22 protein-coding genes are annotated in these 21043 nt (G+C 43.0%); 9 read left to right on the top strand and 13 right to left on the bottom strand.

Annotated features, from left to right (window positions below; genetic code table 11):
* The first annotated feature begins 4 nt into the window (after positions 1-4).
* From AAA942_RS04940 to AAA942_RS04915, 6 genes are all read left to right on the top strand, one after another.
* Entirely contained in the window at positions 5-616 is a 612-nt protein-coding gene (locus tag AAA942_RS04940; protein WP_338219127.1) for a class I SAM-dependent methyltransferase, read from the top strand.
* Positions 617-672: 56 nt separating this feature from the next.
* Entirely contained in the window at positions 673-1041 is a 369-nt protein-coding gene (locus AAA942_RS04935; RefSeq protein ID WP_338219126.1) for a DUF2116 family Zn-ribbon domain-containing protein, read from the top strand.
* Between the two features lie 58 nt (positions 1042-1099).
* Positions 1100-2791, top strand: a complete 1692-nt coding sequence (locus AAA942_RS04930; RefSeq protein ID WP_338219125.1) for a GMC family oxidoreductase — start codon at positions 1100-1102, stop codon at positions 2789-2791.
* Positions 2792-2994: 203 nt separating this feature from the next.
* Complete coding sequence (locus AAA942_RS04925) at positions 2995-4287, top strand: prolyl oligopeptidase family serine peptidase (RefSeq protein ID WP_338219124.1); 1293 nt, start codon at positions 2995-2997, stop codon at positions 4285-4287.
* Positions 4288-4457: 170 nt separating this feature from the next.
* Complete coding sequence (locus AAA942_RS04920; protein WP_338219123.1) at positions 4458-5531, top strand: acyl-CoA dehydrogenase; 1074 nt, start codon at positions 4458-4460, stop codon at positions 5529-5531.
* Between the two features lie 197 nt (positions 5532-5728).
* Positions 5729-6793 (top strand): PA0069 family radical SAM protein, encoded by a 1065-nt coding sequence (locus AAA942_RS04915; RefSeq protein WP_338219122.1) that lies wholly within the window; start codon positions 5729-5731, stop codon positions 6791-6793.
* Here AAA942_RS04915 and AAA942_RS04910 read toward each other — a convergent pair whose 3' ends face one another.
* The 11 genes from AAA942_RS04910 to AAA942_RS04860 form a co-directional block, all read right to left on the bottom strand.
* On the bottom strand, positions 6794-7150 hold the full coding sequence (locus AAA942_RS04910) for a bleomycin resistance protein (protein ID WP_338219121.1): 357 nt from the start codon (positions 7148-7150) through the stop codon (positions 6794-6796).
* Between the two features lie 4 nt (positions 7151-7154).
* Positions 7155-8051, bottom strand: coding sequence for an ATP-grasp domain-containing protein (locus AAA942_RS04905; protein ID WP_338219120.1), 897 nt, complete (start codon positions 8049-8051; stop codon positions 7155-7157).
* A gap of 33 nt (positions 8052-8084) precedes the next feature.
* Positions 8085-9788, bottom strand: a complete 1704-nt coding sequence (locus tag AAA942_RS04900) for an amidohydrolase (protein ID WP_338219119.1) — start codon at positions 9786-9788, stop codon at positions 8085-8087.
* A gap of 149 nt (positions 9789-9937) precedes the next feature.
* Entirely contained in the window at positions 9938-10312 is a 375-nt protein-coding gene (locus AAA942_RS04895) for a nuclear transport factor 2 family protein (protein WP_338219118.1), read from the bottom strand.
* 32 nt (positions 10313-10344) lie between these two features.
* Complete coding sequence (locus AAA942_RS04890; protein WP_338219117.1) at positions 10345-10830, bottom strand: DUF4231 domain-containing protein; 486 nt, start codon at positions 10828-10830, stop codon at positions 10345-10347.
* A 242-nt stretch (positions 10831-11072) separates the two neighbouring features.
* Positions 11073-11957: a pirin family protein gene (locus tag AAA942_RS04885; protein WP_338219116.1), complete on the bottom strand. Its 885-nt coding sequence runs from the start codon at positions 11955-11957 to the stop codon at positions 11073-11075.
* Positions 11958-12126: 169 nt separating this feature from the next.
* Positions 12127-12513, bottom strand: coding sequence for a type II toxin-antitoxin system VapC family toxin (locus AAA942_RS04880; RefSeq protein WP_338219115.1), 387 nt, complete (start codon positions 12511-12513; stop codon positions 12127-12129).
* The gene (gene vapB / locus AAA942_RS04875; RefSeq protein WP_338219114.1) at positions 12513-12716 is read right to left on the bottom strand and encodes a type II toxin-antitoxin system VapB family antitoxin; all 204 of its coding nucleotides are present in this window, start codon (positions 12714-12716) and stop codon (positions 12513-12515) included. Before vapB ends, AAA942_RS04880 begins: the two co-directional genes overlap by 1 nt.
* Before the next feature lie 183 nt (positions 12717-12899).
* On the bottom strand, positions 12900-13172 hold the full coding sequence (locus tag AAA942_RS04870; protein WP_338219113.1) for a hypothetical protein: 273 nt from the start codon (positions 13170-13172) through the stop codon (positions 12900-12902).
* Positions 13173-13237: 65 nt separating this feature from the next.
* The gene (locus AAA942_RS04865) at positions 13238-14440 is read right to left on the bottom strand and encodes an alpha/beta hydrolase-fold protein (RefSeq protein ID WP_338219112.1); all 1203 of its coding nucleotides are present in this window, start codon (positions 14438-14440) and stop codon (positions 13238-13240) included.
* A 171-nt stretch (positions 14441-14611) separates the two neighbouring features.
* Positions 14612-16045, bottom strand: a complete 1434-nt coding sequence (locus AAA942_RS04860) for an L-lactate permease (RefSeq protein ID WP_338219111.1) — start codon at positions 16043-16045, stop codon at positions 14612-14614.
* A 332-nt stretch (positions 16046-16377) separates the two neighbouring features.
* Between AAA942_RS04860 and AAA942_RS04855 the strand changes: the two genes are divergently transcribed.
* The 3 genes from AAA942_RS04855 to AAA942_RS04845 all read left to right on the top strand — a co-directional run bounded on the left by AAA942_RS04855 (position 16378) and on the right by AAA942_RS04845 (position 18971).
* A complete protein-coding gene (locus AAA942_RS04855; RefSeq protein WP_338219110.1) occupies positions 16378-17244 on the top strand; it encodes a LytR/AlgR family response regulator transcription factor in 867 nt (288 codons plus the stop codon).
* A gap of 134 nt (positions 17245-17378) precedes the next feature.
* Complete coding sequence (locus AAA942_RS04850; protein ID WP_338219109.1) at positions 17379-18041, top strand: hypothetical protein; 663 nt, start codon at positions 17379-17381, stop codon at positions 18039-18041.
* An 81-nt stretch (positions 18042-18122) separates the two neighbouring features.
* Positions 18123-18971: a carboxypeptidase-like regulatory domain-containing protein gene (locus AAA942_RS04845; protein WP_338219108.1), complete on the top strand. Its 849-nt coding sequence runs from the start codon at positions 18123-18125 to the stop codon at positions 18969-18971.
* A 149-nt stretch (positions 18972-19120) separates the two neighbouring features.
* On the opposite strand, the gene AAA942_RS04840 is transcribed toward AAA942_RS04845, so the two are convergent.
* Together AAA942_RS04840 and AAA942_RS04835 are read right to left on the bottom strand one after the other, a co-directional pair.
* The gene (locus tag AAA942_RS04840) at positions 19121-19690 is read right to left on the bottom strand and encodes a glycosyl-4,4'-diaponeurosporenoate acyltransferase CrtO family protein (protein WP_338219107.1); all 570 of its coding nucleotides are present in this window, start codon (positions 19688-19690) and stop codon (positions 19121-19123) included.
* A gap of 10 nt (positions 19691-19700) precedes the next feature.
* Positions 19701-20579 carry an alpha/beta hydrolase gene (locus AAA942_RS04835; RefSeq protein ID WP_338219106.1) on the bottom strand — a complete coding sequence of 293 codons (879 nt, stop codon included), beginning with the start codon at positions 20577-20579 and terminating at the stop codon, positions 19701-19703.
* Between the last annotated feature and the right edge of the window lie 464 nt (positions 20580-21043).

The following is a 21043-nucleotide window of genomic DNA, read 5'->3' as shown; positions in this document are numbered from 1 at the left end:
ATTGATGAAAGAATTTTGGAATACACGATATCAGGCCGATGTCTATGCCTATGGAAAAGAGCCCAATCGATTTCTTGCTCAGGAGTTGCCAAAGCTGATTCCCGGTAAGGCTCTCTTTGCTGCTGAGGGAGAGGGGAGAAATGCGGTTTTTGCTGCCAAACTGGGATGGCAAGTCACGGCATTTGATTTTTCCGAAGAGGCAAAGAAAAAGGCCGAAAGGCTGGCTAAGGAAGCAAAGGTAATTTTGGATTATCAAGTAGCTTCATTGGAGGAGTTTTCCTCACAGTCAGAATCCTTCGATCTTTTGGTCTTGATTTTTGCCCATTTCCCTGAGGGAAAAAGAAGAAGCTTCCATCAAAAACTCATACAGTTTCTTCAGCCGGGTGGAATTTTGATTTTGGAGGGCTTTTCCAAAGCTCACCTATCATTCAATATGGTCAATGAAAAGGCCGGAGGTCCAAAAGACGAATCCATGCTATTCAGTTTGGAGGAATTGAAAAAGGACTTTGAAGGAATGGATTTTCTTATTTATGAGGAGCTGGAGACAGAATTGGAGGAAGGGGAATTTCATTCTGGTCAGTCTGCAGTGGTAAGAATAATTGCAAAAAAGAGATGATGCCCTGTCAGTTGTTTTTTTAAACTAATTCCCTAAATTCAAAAAACTTTTTGGTTATGCTTGCTGAACAAAAACAATGTTTACACTGCGGGAAACCCATTCAGGGTCGATTGGATAAGAAATTTTGCGATGATTCTTGCCGCAATACTTACAATTATTCACAAAATGCAATTTCCACCAATCTAATCCGGAATATCAATCATTCGCTGAAGAAAAACCGCAATATTTTGGAAAGTTGTATTCCTTCAGGAGAAGTTCTGGCAAAAGTGCCTAAAGAAAAGCTCCAAATACAAGGATTTAATTTCCGCTTTTTTACCCATACTTATCAAAACAAAAAAGGCAATCTTTATCATTATTGCTACGATTATGGGTATCTGGAACTGGAAAATGACTGGTATTTGGTAGTAAGAGGAAAGGAGACTTAACTCTAAACTTTTTTAAATTTTTTAAAAAAGTATTCTTCTTTTCTTTTATTTTTCCCAAATGAATTCCAATCAATTTGATGCAATTGTAGTCGGCTCGGGGATCTCCGGAGGTTGGGCAGCCAAGGAGCTATGCGAAAAAGGACTGAAAACCCTGGTCTTGGAAAGAGGTCGGCAGGTGGAGCACCTAAAAGACTATCCCACCATGACCTCAGCCCCCTGGGACATGCCTCATCGCAATCAGATTCCTTTGGAAGACAAAAGGGAGAATCCTGTAGTCAACCGCTGCTATGCTTACAAGGAAGATACCCAGCATTTTTTTGTTAAGGATTCCGAGCATCCTTATGTGCAGACCAAGCCTTTCGATTGGGTGCGGGGCTATCAGGTCGGAGGCAAATCCCTGATTTGGGCACGACAGACACAGCGTTGGAGCAAATACGATTTTGAAGGACCTGCCAGGGATGGATTCGCCGTAGATTGGCCGATTCGCTATGAGGACATAGCACCTTGGTACAGTTATGTGGAGCGGTTTGTAGGTATCAGCGGGAACTACGATGGCTTGGATACCTTGCCTGATGGGGAGTTTTTGCCTGCATGGGAGATGAACTGTGTGGAAAAAGAAATTCAAAAGCGGATCTTGGATGCCTATGGAGATCGAAAGTTTGTCATCGGGCGATGTGCCCATCTGACGCAGCCTAAGGAAGTTCATCTCGCTCAGGGCAGAGGACAATGCATGGCGAGGAATCAGTGCTATAGGGGATGTCCTTTTGGTGGATATTTTAGCAGCAATTCTTCCACTTTGCCCACAGCAGCCAAAACAGGCAATCTGACTCTGAGGCCAGACTCAGTCGTTCATTCCTTGATTTGGGATGAAGAAAAAAACAAGGTCACCGGAGTACGTGTCATCGATCGGGTGACTCAGGAGGCCAAAGAGTACTTTGCCAATGTAATTTTTCTCAACGCAGCCTGCTTGAATACCAACTTGATTCTGATGAATTCTCAGTCCAATCGCTTTCCCAATGGACTCGGGAATGATTCCGGTTTACTTGGGAAATACATTGCTTTCCATAATTATCGGGGCACTTTGAGTGCTGGTTTCGAAGGTTTTGAGGACGGATACTACTATGGCCGGAGACCTACCGCTGTCATGCTTCCCAATTTTAGAAATGTGAAAAAGCAGGATACTGATTTTTTAAGGGGGTATATGACCTTTTATTCGGCCGGAAGGTCGGGATGGGGAGGAGCTAGAGACTTGCCTTTTGGGGCAGAATTCAAGGAAGCGAATTCCGTTCCCGGACCTTGGTCGGTATTTATGATGATGCAGGGGGAGACCATCCCCAAGGAAAGCAACCAAGTCCGATTGAGTGCTGACCAAAAAGATGCTTGGGGGATTCCTCAGCTGGAAATTGATGTGGCCTACGATGAAAATGACGAAAAGCTCTTGGCAGATTTTCTCCAGCAGGGAGAAGAAATGCTGACCAAAGCAGGCTGCATTAATATCAGAAAATCGGATAGTAAGCAGTCTCCGGGATTGGATATTCATGAAATGGGCGGTGTGCGCATGGGAAGAGATCCCAAAACCTCCCTTTTGAATGGATTCAACCAAATGCACTTGGCCCCCAATGTCTTTGTGACTGATGGAGCAGCCATGACCTCTACCGGTACCCAAAATCCATCCATCACCTATATGGCCCTCACCGCCCGGGCGGTAGATTATGCAGTAAAAGAATTGAAGAAGGGGAATATTAAGTAAGAGAGCAAGGAAGTTGAGGAGCAGGGACGCGAGGAAGTAACCCCTCGCATCCTTACCTCCAAGCCCTAATGTTTCATAAAATCCTAATCCCTTTACTCCCATACCTCCCAATTTCCTCGCCTTTTGAGTAATTTTTATTGGGTCTTTCTCAACTATTGCAGAATTTCCTTGCCTAACCTTTCAAACCCAAAATCATCCAATTCATGAAAAAAAATCTATCATTTCTTTTGGTGCTTTTTGCCTTGCCATTAATGGTGTGTGCAAAAAACCAAACAAACCCCAATCCCGGTACCTATAAACTCATCGTCGAGGGCTTTGACTGGGGTCCTGCAGTCAGTAGGCTGGTGCTGAGCATGGAACAGCCCTTAGAAGATCCAAAGGCGGCGGATTTTGAAATCTTCATTTCCAGATCTTCATCTCTAGGCGAAATCCCCGAACCGGCAAGAAACGGCAAGCGCTCTGTAGTGACCACCTATCCTTCGGATGCAGAAGGAAACAGATCCGAAGAAGGCAAGTTTTTAACCTTGGTTTTGGCTGTCAGTCCTAATAATCCCATCATGTCCTCCATGCAATACCTCAGAATGGGCAATCGGGCCTCCAATGTCTGGATTGACTATCAAGTCACGGTGCTTCATGCCAAATCAGGACTGGTCTGGAACCAATCCAATGGGATTTTGCAGGAAGACTTAAAGGAATTTGACCTTAGCGGAAAGTTTACCCATCAGAATACCACTTTAACCTACGGCGCTTTTGCTCCAAAAAATGTGGCCGGCAAAGCTCCCTTGATCATTTGGCTACATGGTGGAGGAGAGGGAGGTACTGACCCAAGTATAGCCCTTTTGGGAAATAAGGCTTTCAACTATGCTTCTCCTGAAATTCAGGTGCTTTTTGGCGGAGCTTATGTCTTGGTTCCACAGACTCCTACTTTCTGGATGGACTCAGGACAGGGAATGACTAGAGGTCAGGTGAATGATATTTATAATGAAGCTGTTTTTGCCTTAATTCAGGATTTTGTTGCTAAGAATCCGGGTATCGATCCCACAAGAATTTACGTGGGGGGCTGCTCCAATGGAGGCTATATTTCTTTGAAATTGATCTTTGAGCATCCGGATTACTTTGCTGCTGGTTATATCAGTGCTCTGGCTTTCAACAATGAATTTGTCACCGATCAGATGGTCCAAAAGATCAAGAATGTACCAATTTGGTTTGTCCATGCCAAGGATGACATGACTACCAAACCTGATGAGACCGTAGTCCCGCTTTTTGATCGATTGAAGAAAGCGGGCGCAAAGAATGTGCATTTCTCCTATTATGACAATGTCACAGATGTGACTGGCTTATATGGAGGGGAGGATTTCCGATATAATGGGCATTGGTCTTGGGTCTATTCCCATGCCAATACCGCCAGGTTGGATCTGGACGGTAAGCCTGTGATGGTGGATGGAAAGCCGGTTACCATTATGGAGTGGGTGGCTGCCCAGCGGAAGAAGAAGTAATCCGATTCAAAATAACTTTTCCAAAGTTCTAAACTTTGGAAAAGTTGGATTTTATACTTTGATATCCTGCTTTCCCAAAAGCAGGATTTTTTTTGATTCATTTTTTGTTTTTGCTCTGCCTCTGGAGAAGGAGGACAGCCTTTAGGTCTATTTATTCGTAAACTTGCCTTATGAATTTACCCGCATTGATCAACACTGATTGGGCATCGAAAGCCGAAAACCAGGGTTGCCTGACTACAGAAATGCTTGATTTGATTTACCAAGAAAAATGGTTCAAACTATTTGTTCCAAAGGAATTAGGTGGTTTGGGTTTGGATTTGATTGAAGGCTTAAAAATTGAAGAAAAGCTTGCCAGACAGGACGGCAGTTTGGGATGGACAGTGACCTTATGTGCAGGAGCGACTTGGTTTGTGGGATTTTTGGATCAAGAGTTGGCACGAGAGGTTTTTGCAGATCCCAAGGTCTGTCTGGCCGGAAGCGGATTTGTGGGTGGAAAAGCAGACCTGATAGGGGAAGAGTACCTGATTTCCGGTCAATGGACTTACGCTTCAGGAGCTTTGCATGCCAGCCATTTTACGGCAAATTGTGAGATTCTGGAAAACGGCAAACCGCTTTTGGATAAAAAGGGAAATCCTGTGGTCAGGGCCTTTATTCTGAAAAAAGAAGAGGTGGAAATACTGGATGGTTGGAGTTACATGGGGATGATTGCTACCGGAAGTCACGCCTTCAAAGCTGAAAATATCAAAGTTCCTTTCAATCGATGCTTTGAAATTCTTCCCTCGCATACCAAGCTGAAGAGTCCCATTTATCAATATCCCTTTTTGCAATTTGCCGAGGCTACTTTGGCAGTTAACATCCTTGGGATTTCTAGCCATTTATTGGAATTGATTTCTAAGACTTTTTGGAAAAGAAATGAAATCCGAAAGTATGATTCTAAGCATCTCAAGTACTTTCGCAAGCAGGAAAAGAAGACCCAGGAAAAACTGGACAAAGTCAGGAATGACTTTTATGCTCAAGTATCAGAATCCTGGAAAGAACTTCAAAATGAAGGGAAGATATCCAAAAAGAACCTGAAATCGGTAAGCAAAATCAGCCGTAAACTAACAGCTACCTGCCGCGAACTCAATTCCAAAATGTACCCTTTTGCAGGACTGGAAGCTGCCAAAACCCACACTGAATTGAATCGGGTTTGGAGGGATTTTAATACTGTGAGTCAGCATGCCCTTTTGATTTTTCCTTTTTAAAAATTGAAAGATTGGAAGATTAGAGTTGAAAGGTTGTAAGGTTTTAACGTTGTAAGGTTTCCTAGAATCCAAAGCCGGAATCCTATCCATACCCTCGTAAATCGTAATTCGTAAATCCCAAATTAGCCGACATTTCCAGTCAATTCTCTTTTCTTTTCTCAAAATAGGGTTAAAATAAGCTACCTGATTTTGACAAAATGATTGACAGAGAAAGCGAATATTTCAAAGGAAGAGGGGCACAGATTCAGTCGGGCAACCGATTTTTAGCCAATAGAATAGTAGCAGAGCACATGGAGGGCATCGACGAGCCGCTTTTGCTTTCTCCCAAGACAGAAGTAAGAATCGAGCATCCCAAGACCATTGTCAATCCCATTTCCAGTCCTGACATTGGATTGAGTTTTTCCCTCAATCCCTACCAAGGTTGCGAGCATGGATGCATCTATTGCTATGCCCGAAATTCCCACGAATACTATGGCTACACGGCAGGTTTGGACTTTGAGACCAAGCTGATGGCCAAGCCGGATGCACCCCGGCTTTTAGAGAAAAAACTCCTTTCGAAAAACTGGAAAGTAACCCCCATTTCTCTTTCAGGAAATACGGATTGCTACCAGCCTTTGGAAAAGGAGATGAAAATCACCCGTGAATTGCTCAAGGTTTTTGTGCACTATCGGCATCCCGTCGGACTGATTACCAAAAACAATCTGATCCTTCGGGATTTGGATTTGCTGCAGGATTTGGCTTATGATAATTTGGTACAGGTCTATATATCAATCACTACTTTGAATGAAGATCTCAGGAGAAAAATGGAGCCCAGAACTGCCAGTGCGATCAAAAGGCTGAAAATATTGGAGGATTTGGACAAGGCGGGCATTCCGGCTGCCGTGATGAGTGCACCGATCATTCCCGGTCTGAATCACCATGAAATCCCTGCAATTTTAAAAGCTGCTGCTGACCATGGTGCTAAAGGAGCTGGAATGACTGTAGTCCGGCTCAATGGTAAGTTGGAGGAGATCTTCTCTGATTGGTTGCACAAAAACTTTCCCGATCGATTTCACAAAGTGATGAACCAAATCGCGGGACTTCATGGAGGAAAAGTCCAGGACAATCAGTTTGGCCGGCGAATGAAAGGGGAGGGAGTTCTTGCGGAAAGTATCCATCAGCTCTATAAACATTCCAAAAAGAAATATTTCCAAGGCAAAACCTTGCCTGAGTTTAATCTGAAAGCATTTCGAAAGGGTGGTAACCTCAGTTTTGGATTTTGATCAGAGGCTTTGTCCGAAAGTCAGCAAGTTGTGATCCGGATCCAAAATGGAAAACTCGATCTGCCCCCAAGGCTTGCTCTGAAGAGGGCCGTTGGGATGAAAAGGCACTTTTCTCTCCAAGAAATCCTGATATACTTTTTCTATATTTTCCACACGGATGTAGACTTGCCCGTAGTTTTCCAGAGGATTTAGCCCGGGAAAAAGAAAAAAATGCAGTTCGATTTTATCCTTTTTTACCATCAGGTATTCAGGAAAGGAGGTGCTTCCAAGGAGTTTAAAGCCTAACAAATCCAAATAGAATTTTTCAGTTTTGGCTTTGTCCCTCATGGGAAGTTTAGGATGGATTTCTGCAAGCATGGTTTTAGGAAGTGGTGGAGGTAGTAATCACTTGGGAATTCTTCCAAAACTCATCCAAAAGTTCTGCAAAAACCCGAGGAGAATTGGGGTCAAACCGAAAATAAAGGCAAGGTTCAATCAGCTCCAATTCCATCAGCGCAAAGGTGTTCTCAGGGGTTCTGACCAAGTCCACACGGGCATAAAATGGTTCCAATGGAAGTGCTGCTAAAGCTTTTTGAGCTGCTTCTATGAGTTTGGTCTCAGGAGATGAGATAGGAATGACTCCTCCTCCATGCTCCTCCTGAACCCTGAAATCTCCTTTTCCAACCGTTTTTAGAATGGTATGACTGAGTTTTCCCTTAAAATACATCAGAGAAAACTCACCTTCCTCAATGACACTGTTCATGAAGGGTTGGAGCATGCCTACCTTATTCTTGAAATAGGGAAGGACTGTATTCCAAGATGCTTCATCGGATTTTTTTAGCCTAAAAGTATCATCTGCATTGGCACCAATCTGAGGCTTTACGATTAACTCATCAGTTTGAAAAACTTCAAAAGCATTCCGAATATCTGCCAGCTGGAGTATGGTGGGTTTGATCGTGGGGACCAATTCCACGCCCTTGGACTCCAATTCGAAAAGGTAGCTTTTGTTAACATTCCAATGCACCAATTCCAGGGAGTTTAACAGGATGGCCTTGGATTGATTGATTTTGTAAAGCACTCGCAGAAACTCCGTGAGGTGATCTTGATAGTCCCAAGGGCTACGGATGACTACTAGATCAAATCGGTTCCAATCGGTCTCCTGATCCCATGGAATATTTTGAACCGTCCAGCCAAATTCTTCCAAATAAGGGTGAACCAAATCATCATCGATAAACCAACCCTCGGTATTCGAAATGGAGAGAAAAGCGCATACTGGCATAGAAGCAATTTTGTAGAAAAGTAAACAAAATTTCTATTCCCGCTTATAGATAGATTTACCCTCTTTGATTGTTTCTAAGACTCGGATATCCTTCAAGGTCATTGGGTCTACCTTTAACGGATTTCTCTCCAGTATAACCAAATCCGCAAGTTTTCCTTCCTCGAGCGTGCCTTTAGAATCCTCTTCAAAATGTTGCCAAGCTCCCCAGATGGTGATGGCTTTCATTGCTTCATATGGGGTGAGCCTTTCTGATTCGCCCATAACTGAACCACTTCGGCTGACCCGATTTACAGAAGTGTGAAGAATCATCATCAGATTAGGGAAGGCAACAGGAGCATCGGTATGGCTAGTGACATGAATCCCTTTACTTAAAGCCGATTTGATTGGGCTTATTTGGTTTGCTTTTTCGGGTCCGATGATTTCCTTGTACCAATCACCCCAATAGAAAGTATGCATCGGGAATAGCGAGGCTACTACTTCATATTTTTTGAGACTATCCAATTGATCCATTCGAATCAACTGACCATGGATCAGAACGTTTCTCCTATCCTCATTCCCGTACTTTTCTGCTGCAGAATTGAGAGCACGAAATAATTGATCAGCGGCGGCATCCCCGTTGCAGTGCGTGAGAAGTTGCCAGTTATTGGCAAAAGCACTATCTACGATACTTCTCACCTCTTCATCATCAGCAATAGCAGGATATCCGCTATATCCTTTTTCTTGTCCATCAGGAGGTAAAAGATAAGGAGTGGTTCTCCAAGCTGTCCTTCCTTGAGGTGAGCCGTCAAGGGTTAATTTCAATCCTGCAATCCGATAATGATTGGTGTATTGTCGGCTATACCATTTGCTTCTGAGATATTGAGGAAAAGAATAATCGATATAAGAATTGACATCAAGATAAAATTTGCCTCTCTCAGCATAATCCGCCAATTGCTCATGATTTGTCATAGCTCGACCTTCTTGTGCAGTGGTGTAGCCGAAAGAAGCTGCCATTTTTTGGCCGGCGTCCAAATACAAGTCATTTAATTCAGGAGTGCCAGGAGTGATTGCCTTGATCATTCCGGGAATTGCTGCTAATTCTTCCAAGACCCCGTTAGGAGTTTTTCCGTCTTGTTCTCGACGGATTAGGCCTCCATTTGGATTAGGAGTATCAGCAGTAATTCCCAAAACTTCAAGGCCTTTGGTATTGACTGATGTGAAATGCCCTGAAATATGGACCGTCATCACAGGAACCTCTGTAGATACTTGATCCAAATCGTGTCGGGTCGGAAATCTCTTTTCAGCCAAAACGGCATCATCAAAGCCCATCCCAATAATCCAGCCTTGAGTCTTTTCAATGCCATTTTCATTATGCCACCTCTTAAGTTCAGCAATGAGTTCGTCTATACTATTACAATTCCCATCTGGGGCAGCCAATAAATTGGCTGTTATCGCTTGCGCTCCAAAAGCTCCAAAATGTGCATGTCCATCGATAAATCCGGGAACCAAGGTTTTGCCTTGTAAGTCTATCATTTGATGTCCTTTTCCGGCTTTTGCCATAGCCTCTTCCATGGAGCCGACAAAGAGAATCTTCCCTTCCTTTTCCACCAATGCCTCTGCATATTCCGGAGCGTCACCTACCATGGTTAAGATATCCCCTCCAAAATACATGGTGGTATTAGGCTCAGTAATTGGGCTTTCACAACCAACCCATACAAGGAAAAGTGAAAGAGTCAAAAACAATTGATATTTTTTCATAGCTGCATTTATCCTATTTAAAATTTTGAAATTCAATAAAAATAAAAAAAATATTCTTTTCGGGAGTCTTCCTCTTTCACTTTTTGCCAATCACCAAAAGAAAAAGATATTTTCCTCTGCCTTCAGGGCAATGCCATTGATTTCCACATCTATTTCTGGATGACAAAACTGGTGATGGATTTTACTTTTTCAGAACCTGCACTGCTAAACACATAAAAGTCTGCAAATGCGAATCGATCTCCATTTTCCATGACCATTTCTCCATGCACCGCCGCTTCTTTTCCATGGGTCAGGATTTGGGAAATATGCAGCTCAGAGGCAGGATTACCCATCATTTCTCCCAGTGCGGCCAGAAAATTAGCCTTTCCTTTTACCGGTTGCTCTCCCACAAGAGTCCAGGTGATGTCATCTACCAAATGGGGTGAGACCCTTTCCAAATCATAGGAAGAAAAGGCGATGGTAAGGTCTTGGATCAATTTACCTTTGGGAGAATTCCCGCCATTTATCAGGAGGAAGAGTTTCATAGGGAGGAATATGATTTTCTTTTGTAGTTTATTTAAGAAGGATTTTTTCCATTATCGATTTTTGTTAGGACGTTTAAGGTAATCGAATTTTCTTCGGAAATGGCAGTTTCAACTCTGTTTACCAGAAGTCTGAATGCTTCATTTTCACTAAGATTTGAATAATCTCCCACCTTATTTAAAAAGAGATTTTTTTGAGCAGTCAAATATTGCTCCGTAGTCCTATAATTTTTCCATTGCTCTCTATAATGAAGAACCCCTTCCAAAGCAATAAAAAGAGCAACTGCTGTAGAAAGAATTGTTGCAATTATTTTTGGAAAATCCAGGATTAAATCGTTAGTGATTTTTAATTCAGGAAGAGAAACATTGGTAATGATCGGAACTAGAACAGCTCCAATTGCAGACAAAACTCTACCTCTAAGGTAACTCTTCTTCATAAGTACAGCTTTTTTATCATACCATCCTTGGTATTGATCTAGCCTGTTTTTAATGTATTGAGATGGATCTAGAATAGGTTCCATTTTTACATGTTTGAAATATTATTGAATTTAATATTTTGTGATAATCCGAAGACATATCAGTAGGGAAAATTCTAGGTGTAATTGTTAAGGATAATAGTCTAAGAGCCAAAGACAAAAGTCTTAAGTACTCCCTATTGAGTTTATTTCTATAGGTTATTCTTTGACCGACAATAAAGAGAATATCCCTATTCAATAACCTTCCAGTGGCCAAAATCAGCTTTAGCTTTGACTTTTAACCAAAATCACTTTTTCCTAAAACTGGGATAAGGCACATACTCCTCTTCGTCGCCGGGTATTTTTTCAAATTCCTGAGCTGCCCATTTTTCCTTGGCTTTTTGGATCAATTCCTTATCTGTAGCCACAAAATTCCAGTCAATAAATCTTTCTTCAGGAAAAGGCTCTCCTCCAAAAATATAAATCGTACTGTCTGCTTCGATGATGAATTCACACAAGGAAGCCTCTTTGGCGACCAAAATCTGCTTGGGACCAAACCGGTTTCCTTCACTTTCTATCCCTCCTTTCAGAATATATAGGCCGCTTTCTCCGAATAGCTTTCCTTCCAGATTTATAGTTTGCCTTTTGGAGCTTTTGATCTCCAGCATATACAGCGGGCTATACACCGGCACTGGAGAGCGATGGCCTAATACTTCTCCAGCGACCAGCTTCCATTGGAGTCCTTCCTCTTCCCAAGCCGGAAGTTGGTGGGCTTCGATATGGAAAAATTCGGGTTTCATCTGCTCCAACTCCTTGGGCAAAGCCACCCAAATCTGAAGCCCATGCATGGTCAATTCCGAATCTCTCAGGTGGTCAGGCGTACGTTCGGAGTGCACGATTCCTTTGCCTGCCGTCATCCAATTGACCGCTCCGGGGCGGATTTCCACGGCATTTCCCAAGGTATCCCGATGCATAATGCTTCCTTCGAAAAGAAAAGTCAAGGTAGAAAGCCCAATGTGTGGATGGGGAAGGATATCCATCTGCTCCCGGGCATTGAGCTTCACCGGACCCATATGATCTAGGTAGATGAAGGGGCCGATCATGCGCTTTTGACGAAAGGGGAGAAGCCTGCCTACGAGAAACTTGCCGATATCGGCAGCTCGCTCTTCGATGATCAATTGGATATTGGACATAGCGAAAAAGAGTTAGGTAATATTGATTGGTGGATTTTGTGAAAATATCTTTTGGAAATCAAGAAAATCAAAGGTGCTGATATCACAAGTAAACTTAGTGGATACCCTTATTTCAAAAACCTAGTATATTTTACTATGTAGGGCTTAGTTTTTGATCAATTGGTGGACCTTAGTCCCAAATTACCTTAACCTCGTATTCTTTGAAAATACTGTCCTTAGAGGTCAATGTGAGATTTTCAGAGATGGCCTGAGAAATAATCAATCGGTCAAAAGGATCCCCATGATGAGAAGGTAATTTAGAAAGTTGAATAAGGTGAAGGTAGTTTATAGGAATGATTTCAATCTGATTTCTATCTACATATTCAAAAAGCTCTTCAAGGGATAGACCTAGTTCAAGTTTTTTTAATTGATGTTTAATAGTGATTTCCCAGAGACTTACTGCACTTAAAAAGCAGGATTCATTGATGTTTTTTATGATTTTTTTGGATGATTCCGGTAAGAGTTTATCACCTGATACGAACCAAAGCAAGGTATGAGTATCCAGAAAATAGGCCATCACATGTATTCTTTGAATTCGTTCAGAGGTTCGTCAAAATCAGGTTTATGCTTGATTTTCCCTTTGGCAAACCCAAACTCACGCTCTTTAGGGTAGGGTTTTGTTTTGGATTTTGCTTTTAGGAACTCTACAAAATCAGCGACTTCCTCCCTCATTTTCTTGGGTAAAGAATTGATTTCCAATTTCAATTTAGTGTCCGTCATAAGTTAAATTTAGGTTAAATGAACGATTGATCAAATCGATGACTTGAATAAAACATAGTCCAAATTAGATTATTTTGACAGAGTTAAATAATAAGAACTTAATGCTGTTTCTAGTATTGCCCGATTTCATTCGAAATCTAAAATGAATGGCAAGGATTGAGTAATTGCTAAACGAGGCAAAACTCAATCCAATCCCCGTTCCTTGAGTACCTCCTCCAGATCCGAATCCTTTTTTGGATTTTTCAGCATTTTGTAAACAAACCAAATCGGAAAAATCATAGGAATAAGGAATCCTGCTTGCTTCTCAGGAGAAAGGATCCAAGCCCCAAATCCAAATAGGAGAATTCCGATAAGAAAACCGATCAGCGTCGCATGGAAGATTTTGGAGTTTTTCAGCTTCTTTTTCTCGGCCAAAAGTTCTTCGTTGCTCAGTACATTAAGTTCTTCTCTGGTCATGATGGTGTGGATTTTTCGATTCTGGATCGTAAGGTCTGTAGTAGATTAATGTGACGTGAGGAAGTTTAGTCCCTGTCTCCGTTGAGGTACTTGTAGATCTCCTCTTTTTCGGCTTCGCTTAGTCGGGTGCTGCCTTGGGTCTTTTCCATAAGTTCTGCCTTGTACCTGGCTAACTTTTCCTGATCCCCGATCTCCTGGGCATAGCTGATCAGTTCGATATGGAAATCCAGATAGTCCGGATAGAAATCCAAACCCATTTCAAAGAAATCCATTGCTGTCTTGTAATCCTGATCCCCTGCAAACTGGGAGGCGAGGGAGAAGATATGGGTGACGCTGGGATTCAGGCCCAAGCCCACTTCAGCACCTGCTTTGGCCAAATCCAACTTGAATTCCTGAATAGGCTGTTTTGCATTTTCTGCCTTTCCTTCTTCATGAAACCACCGGTCCAAAATGGAATTGTAAGGGGAAAAAGCATCCATCAAAATAGAAGGTAGGGATACCCAATAGTTGGAAATGTGATTGGCATTGGGGGTTTCCTGTAGGTCGATTTTGATATGATCAGGAATTGAGCGGGTTTTCAGCAAGCTGTCCAGGCTTTTCATCTCGGTCAAATAGGTGGATTCCTCCAGCGTAGTTCCCGCTGTGAAGTAGTAGTTGAACCGATGAGGAAACTTGCTTCCATCGGTCAACAGGCCGGAGAAGGTGTCGATTGTGAGCGGTTTATCGTCAAAAAAACCACTCAGAGAGATTGCATTATTGACTTGATTGGGTCTTTGGAAGGCTAAATAGTTAACCAAAAAGCCCGTCCGAGAGTGGCCGACGAGGGTCAGGTAGTCATTGCCCTTGTACTGGGTTTTGATCATGGGCAAGAGCTCTTCAAAAAGGAAAAGCTCCATCCGCTCTATGCCTGAGAGGGTATCGTTGATCTTTTTCTGGCTGGAAGTAAAGTAGCGACGGTTTTGGAAGTTGAAAGGAATGCCGAGAATAATGGATTCTGGCATCTGTGTCTCGCTGGTCAGCAGGTCTATGGAACTGATGATCAAAGGGTAAGTCCGCTCATGCTGACTATCGAAAATTACCGTAATCGGATAGCTGGTAGATGGGGCGCTGTAAGGTTGGGTTTCGGGTAGGTGGAGATTGACCGTGATAGTCTCCTGAAGGTGTTTGGAGTCGAGGATAATCTGCTCATTGGAGTAAAGGCTGTAATTCTGTGCCTGAAGTGAACTGAGAACAAAAAACAGGACCCAAGTCAAAAGCGCGTTTTTCATGGAGTAGAAAAGGTTAGCCATCGGAAAGTCAAGATATTAATTTATCGCAAAACCGATGAAAAAGTAACTTCCAAATTCTTTGATTGTTGGTGGTTTGAATAGACAATACCCTTACTGAGTACAATTTATGTTAAGAAACTGTATTTCAAGGGATCAAGGTACTTGTGAAAATCAAGTCCAAGCCACCAGTGCAAAAGAAACTCCGATTACAATCGACAGGTAAAACACAATCCAGATGAGATTTAATTTCATAATCTTCGAGTAGCTTACCTCGGGTGCGTTGATGACTGACTTGACCATCAGGATATTTTGCAAGGATATGCAGTTGCCGATCGCACTTCCGGTATTGAGTAGTGCAGAGAGGACAAACACATGGGCAGCTGCAAATGCAGCCGATTGTATGGTGTTTCCGAAAATAAGGTTGCTCATCGTAGCGCTGCCACTCAAAAAACTGCCCAAAATCCCCAATACGGGACTGACGATCAATTTGGCAGTATCGCTCAAATCCGAAAGCTTAGTTTGGGTAAGTAAAGCGATGTCGATTCGGATCAGTTGGGCATAGCAGACCAAAAGAAAGATGGTCAGGACAGTTTTGGATACAATACTGCCGGTCTGCTCCATGTGATGGCTAAAGGAAAAAGCAGTATTGACTTTGGTTTTGATATCTAGATGGTACACCAGACCAGTCAGGATAAAAATCGCCCCAGGCTGATAGAGCGATATGGGACGGGTGTCTGAGCCAATGGTCCAAGATATCCCGGAAAGGAGAAACTTGGCAATCAAAAGCAATACGATGAAAATCAGATAGGGGTAAAAGGTATCAAGCCAGGATCGCAATGAGGGATTTTCTTCCTTGGAAACAAAAAAGAATGTGTACAGTAACATTCCTACAATACCCGAAATGACCGAGGCGTATTCGATCGTCAACATTCCGGAAGCAAGGTAAAGAGCGCCATAAATCACCCCAGCACCTAAAAGCATTTTGAAATTTTTTGGCCAGTTTAATTTGACTTGCTCAATCTTTTCAAAGAGAAATGCGAGGAAAAAGGGAAGCAAAATCGCCGGAATAACGTTGAGTAAAACGGTGAATCTGACTGCTGCGTCAGGTTCAAAAATACCCAGTCCGATTTTCAAAGGAGTGCCCAAAGCTCCAAAAGTGACTGCCGTTGTATTGGCTGCAAGTGGAATGATAATGCAAGTCTGCGGGCGAAATCCCAAGGTCAGCAGCATCGGGGTAATCAGCATAGCCGGAATGCCAAAACCCGCGACTCCCTCCATGAAGCTTCCCAAAAAGTAGCTGAAAAGAATGATCACCGTCAGCTTGGAAGAAAATCCGGAAGTAATTCGGTTGAGGGTGCTGAAGTGATCGTTTGATTGCAGAAGTTGGAATAGGAGATAGGCCCCAAAAAGTAACAGGGCCAGCTCGATACTGATCATTGTACCATTGATGGCGGGGTTGATAAAATAGCCAAAGTCTACTCCGGAGAATAGTTTTAGCCCAATCAGAAAGACGAGTGCCAATATGGCGCCAAGCCAAAGTTTTCTAAGGAAAAAGGCCCCTATCAATAGAAAAGTAAGAGAACCCGGAGTTGCTAACCAATCCATAAAATAATTCTAAATAAAAGTTAAGCTCTTGATCAAGCTATTCGAAGTTTGGATTACCCCTTCAAAATAGAGATTCGGCGCTAGCTTTGAAAATCAATTCCAATGGATAAAGTCAAAAAAAAGAAATTAATTGGGTTGGGAGTGATTGGGGTTAAGTAGTGGAATTACCTTTTTGAAATCGAATTTCAAAGGTACTGAGAAGAGACTACGCCGAGTGGGGGAGATTGAATTTCGGGTCTTTTTGCTCGGCATTTAGAGGTTGACAAGGCCAATGATACTTTTCATTCCATGCATTTGGGTATATTTCGAACGTACTAAATGACTGTTTTGCCATGTGGGTCATCCAATTGCTGAAAGAACCCTACCCTTTGAATTCGATCCGAAAGATGACTTGGTTTGGGGCCTTGGTAGCAATTTTTGTTTTTCTGTTTTTGTCCTTTTTCCAACCTTTCGGCCTTGGAGCAGAGACACTGGACGGACTGCTGAAGGTGACCGCTTCGTATGGCTTGATCACTTTTGCTACCATTGTGCTTGGCACGATTGCTATACGGAGACTATTTCCCGGGTATTTTCAGGAGAATCATTGGGTCTTTGGCAGGGAACTCCTCATTACCCTTCTAAACTTTTTCCTTATTGGAGTATTCAACACACTCTATTCCGATTACATGTTTTCTATCGGGCTTACGCTCAGGGGATTCCTTTACTTCCAATTGTATACCTTGGGCGTAGGGTTTTTCCCTATCCTCTTTTTCATGATGCTCAAATACACCCATTTGCTTCGGGCAAATACCCGATCCGCAAGCGATCTTTCAGGTAGTATTTCTAGAGCAAAGGAAACCACTAATTCACCCTCAGATGCTAAAATCCAAATCCATTCTGAACTCAAAAAAGATGACTTGGAAATCTACGCATCGGATCTAGTCTATGCGGAGACTGCTGACAATTATGTGGCAGTCTATCATTTGCTCGAAGGCAAACTCCAAAAATCACTCGTGAGAAGTACCTTGGGAAGACTGGAAAATGACGTGGAAGGCTATCCTAGGCTTATCCGTTGCCATAGGGCGTTTTTGGTCAATTTGGATTATTTGGAAAGCTTCCGTGGCAATGCCCAAGGCCTGCAACTCAGGCTGAAACACAGCCAAAATGAGATTCCTGTTTCACGGAATATGGTGGCCAAAATCAAAAAGCTGCTGGAATAAATCGTGTTCTTTAGCCCAGAAATCGTGCATTTCAGCCCAATTCGTGCTATTTATCCCAAAACCTTTCCCTGTATCCCAACTATTTTTTACTGGCCGAGGGAGCGCATAAGTTTGACAAAAAAACGACAAGACTTATGCTTTATCAATCCTTACTTATCCTTCACATCATCTCAGGCTTTTTGGCATTACTCACCGGAGCGATGGCCATGAGCTCTGCCAAAGGCCAAAAGAATCACCTAAAATCCGGAAAGTGGTACGTGTACATGATGTATGTCGTCGGGCTTTCTGCGATCCTGATGACTGGACTCAAATCCAATCCTTTCCTTTTCACCGTTGGTGTTTTCACACTCTATCTGACCTACACCGGTCAGCGCTCGATCTTTTACTTTCGACTCAAAGAAAACTACACCACCGGGTGGAAGGATATACTACCGATCAGCATCGCTCTGATTGTGTCTGCCGGGATGGTGATTCAGCCTATCAAAACCATGCTTGATGAAGGAGCATTTTATGTCTCTGTGATGGGGGTTTTTGGACTTATTCTGTTGATATCCGCGCTTCGGGACCTAAGTAAGATTTTGCACAGTCGGATATTTCTACCCAATGACAAGACTTGGCTGATCAAGCACATCGGGATGATCGGCGGAGCTTACATCGCCACCTTGACTGCCTTTTTGGTAACGAATGTAACTATCAATCCGGGTTGGGTGGTATGGCTTACTCCTACTTTGGTAGGCTCCATTCTGATCTCCAAAGCTTCCAGAGATTGGAGGAAGAAACTGAAAATCCATTCGTAAGTCGCTTCAATTCCCCAATCAATCATCTAGGCTCTTTACTCAATGGTACTTTGGTTTTTCAACTCCCTGATTCTATTTGCCATGAAAAAAATCTTTCCTACTTGCTGCCTCATCCTTCTTCCCTTTCTCGTCCATGCTGAATATCTAATCTACGGAAAAGTAACAGACCAGCAGGATCGCCCGATTCCATTTGTGAATGTAGGTTTTGTGGGTACTTCTATTGGGACGGTGTCATCGATGGAGGGTGAGTTTAGGCTCTACTTTGTCGAAATGCCTAATCTTAGCATTCCCCTGCGGATTTCCAGTATGGGATTTGAGCCCATAGAGGTGATGCTTACCGAGGAAAGTATTGGGGAGCTCATGCACTTCCAGCTAAAGGAAAACCTCATTCAGCTGCAGGAGGCGGTGGTCAAATCAGGCGCTCTGCATACCAAAACGTACGGAAACGAGGATGAAAAAACTGCTATAAAGACCAATTTAGCGATCAGCACCCAGCCCGGGATGAATCTTGGTTCGGAGATCGGTCGAAAATTCCGACTGGGCGATGGGCCAAACTATGTCTCAAGCCTTAAATTCTTTGTGGCATTCAACAATTTTGATTCGCTGATGATCCGGGTGAATTTCTACGAACTCGAATCCGGCAAACCTACTAATGTGCTGAACACAAAGCCGATTCTGAGACTAGTAGCCAACCATAAGAATGGCTGGGTGACTTTTGACTTGGAAGATGAAAATCTGGTGCTTAGCGGTACTATCGTGGCCAGTATCGAGTGGGTAGGGGCCAGCAAACGAGGGAACGCGTTTGGACTCAATATTTCCATGCCCGCAGTATTTCAGACCCACTATTACAAATATGGAGCGCAGAATTCCTGGAAAGTCTTTCCCAATATGTCCTCCTCGATGGTATTGGTGGTGGAAAGGGAGGATTAAGTTCTGCCTTTTATTGGTCTGATCTCAGGGGATTTAAATGGATCGAAATCCAAATTCGAAAGGGTAATAGGGGCAAATTACAGCCCGGGGCAGATAGTACCTCAAAGCTCATGAGTAGAGACTTTGCTTAGAAGAACTCAATGAATTTTTTATTTCACCAAGCGCTGAACCACAATCCTGTGTTTTCTTTGGAGGACTATGGGGTAGAAATTGAATAAAATATTGATGCCCAAGGTCCACAGTGACAGCGTAATATGTCCTTTTATTCCTAAGAGTAGGGAAATGCCAAACAGTAAAATAAATGCCACCAAATGACCGAATTCGGATTGCTTGGTATGGTAATCAAACTGTTTCAACCCGGTTTTGGTCCCGTTGAAATACTTTTTGTTATCGGCAGTACGGTAAAATGTTTTCAATAAAAATATCCGAAATAAGGGAACACCAAGCAGGGAATAAATGCGATTAAGCCTTTTGGCGTTTTTGATTTGGTAGTAAGAATTGGGAAGAAGTCGGCTTGTCGGGTAAGCAAAACCCACAAAAGCGACCATTCCTGTGGTCAATAAGTTTAAGGCAAAGGCAGCCACGAAGCTGGCTAGGGAAGAGAGGTCTTCGGGATGAATCTTTAGCAAAAGCACCAAGACCTTGTAGATATTGTGTAGGAATACCAGAGAAAGTAGGGGCAATCCGATTTTTTTGAGTAGTTGTTTCGCGTCCGTCATCCCTGTGCTATCAATTCGTATCAGCCTGGGTATAAATAAACACTAAAGCCTCGTAAATGCCTCTGGGCAATACAGACTGATGATTTTCATTTTCAAATTCCCGGAAAGTCATTTTCAGCTTCGAGTTTCCTTCCTGATTGAGGTATTCAATAAAAGTAGGCATCGGTGCTTTCATCATTTTTATTTCATCGGAACCCATCCCCACGTACATTTTGGCCGGAGAGGCGCTGATAAAGAATTCCTTATCCACCAGCAATTCAGAATTGTTCCACCAAACGGATGGAGCAAGCAAAATATAATTCGAAAACAGATCGGGATGCTGCAAATAGGCGTAGGCTCCAAACAATCCGCCTAAAGAATGCCCCAATATCCCTCGGGATGTGGGGTCTGTCTTGTACTCTGCTTCAACAGATGGGAATACTACCGTCCGCAAAAACCGGATAAAATCCTCTGCCCCACCGGTGGTCGTTTGGTCTAAGGGGACGGCCCCGTTGTTAAAAACGATGTTCTGATTGTACCTGGTAGGGGTGTAGTCCCAATTTCGCTGCCTGTTCCAATCCTTCTCATTTCCCACCGAAGAGATTCCGACCAGGATGATATCAAGCATGTTGTTGGCCAGGGCTTTATTAGACAAGCTGCTTAAGCGGTAGCATCCGGTAACCAACCCGCTCAGCCACCAGGCATCCAGGTAGTACAAGACGGGGTATTCCTTTTCGGCTTGATAGTCGGGCGGTAAGGTGATGATCAGTTCATAGGCTAGCCCTGCTGCGTTTTTGACTTCTTTCGTGACCGTTTGGGGTGGATTGCTGGAAAAGGAATGCGTTTGAGCGAAAATCTCCGAGGGAAACCAAGCCAGAGAAAAAAGGAGAAGAAAAAGAGATTTATTCATGAATTCTTTTTTGGGCTGAAAAAGGCCGGTAATTAGAAGGGAAAAGTTTGGAAACGGATCTGAATATAGGGAAAAATCATGGTTTGGGGGTTCGGATTGGAAAATGGTAAATATAGGATTTAGACATGGAATTGGATCGAATTGCTAATTCCACCCAGCCTCCAATTGAACTTCAAAGGTGCTAAATAGAGACTACTCCGAGAGAGGCACCGGCCGTAATTGGAACGAGGAAATAGTTGGGACTAGGTGTAGTTTGCAACTACACCTTTATATACCTACAAATTTGAAATTTGATTATTTGTATGGTGGATGGTTTTGATGTCCCAATTACAAATTGCTTGTAATTGAAGAGCGTAGTTGCAAACTACGCTCAGCCCAGATTTGAACTTCAAAGACACATGTTAGAATCTACACCCAGAGGGGGGGGTAAGTAGTGGAATTACCTTTTTGAAATCGAATTTCAA

Origin of the sequence: Algoriphagus sp. oki45 (assembly GCF_036245605.1) — a bacterium.
Taxonomy (GTDB): Bacteria; Bacteroidota; Bacteroidia; order Cytophagales; family Cyclobacteriaceae; genus Algoriphagus.
The sequence above is the reverse complement of the archived record's forward strand: the minus strand, read 5'-3'. Positions and strand labels throughout refer to the sequence as shown.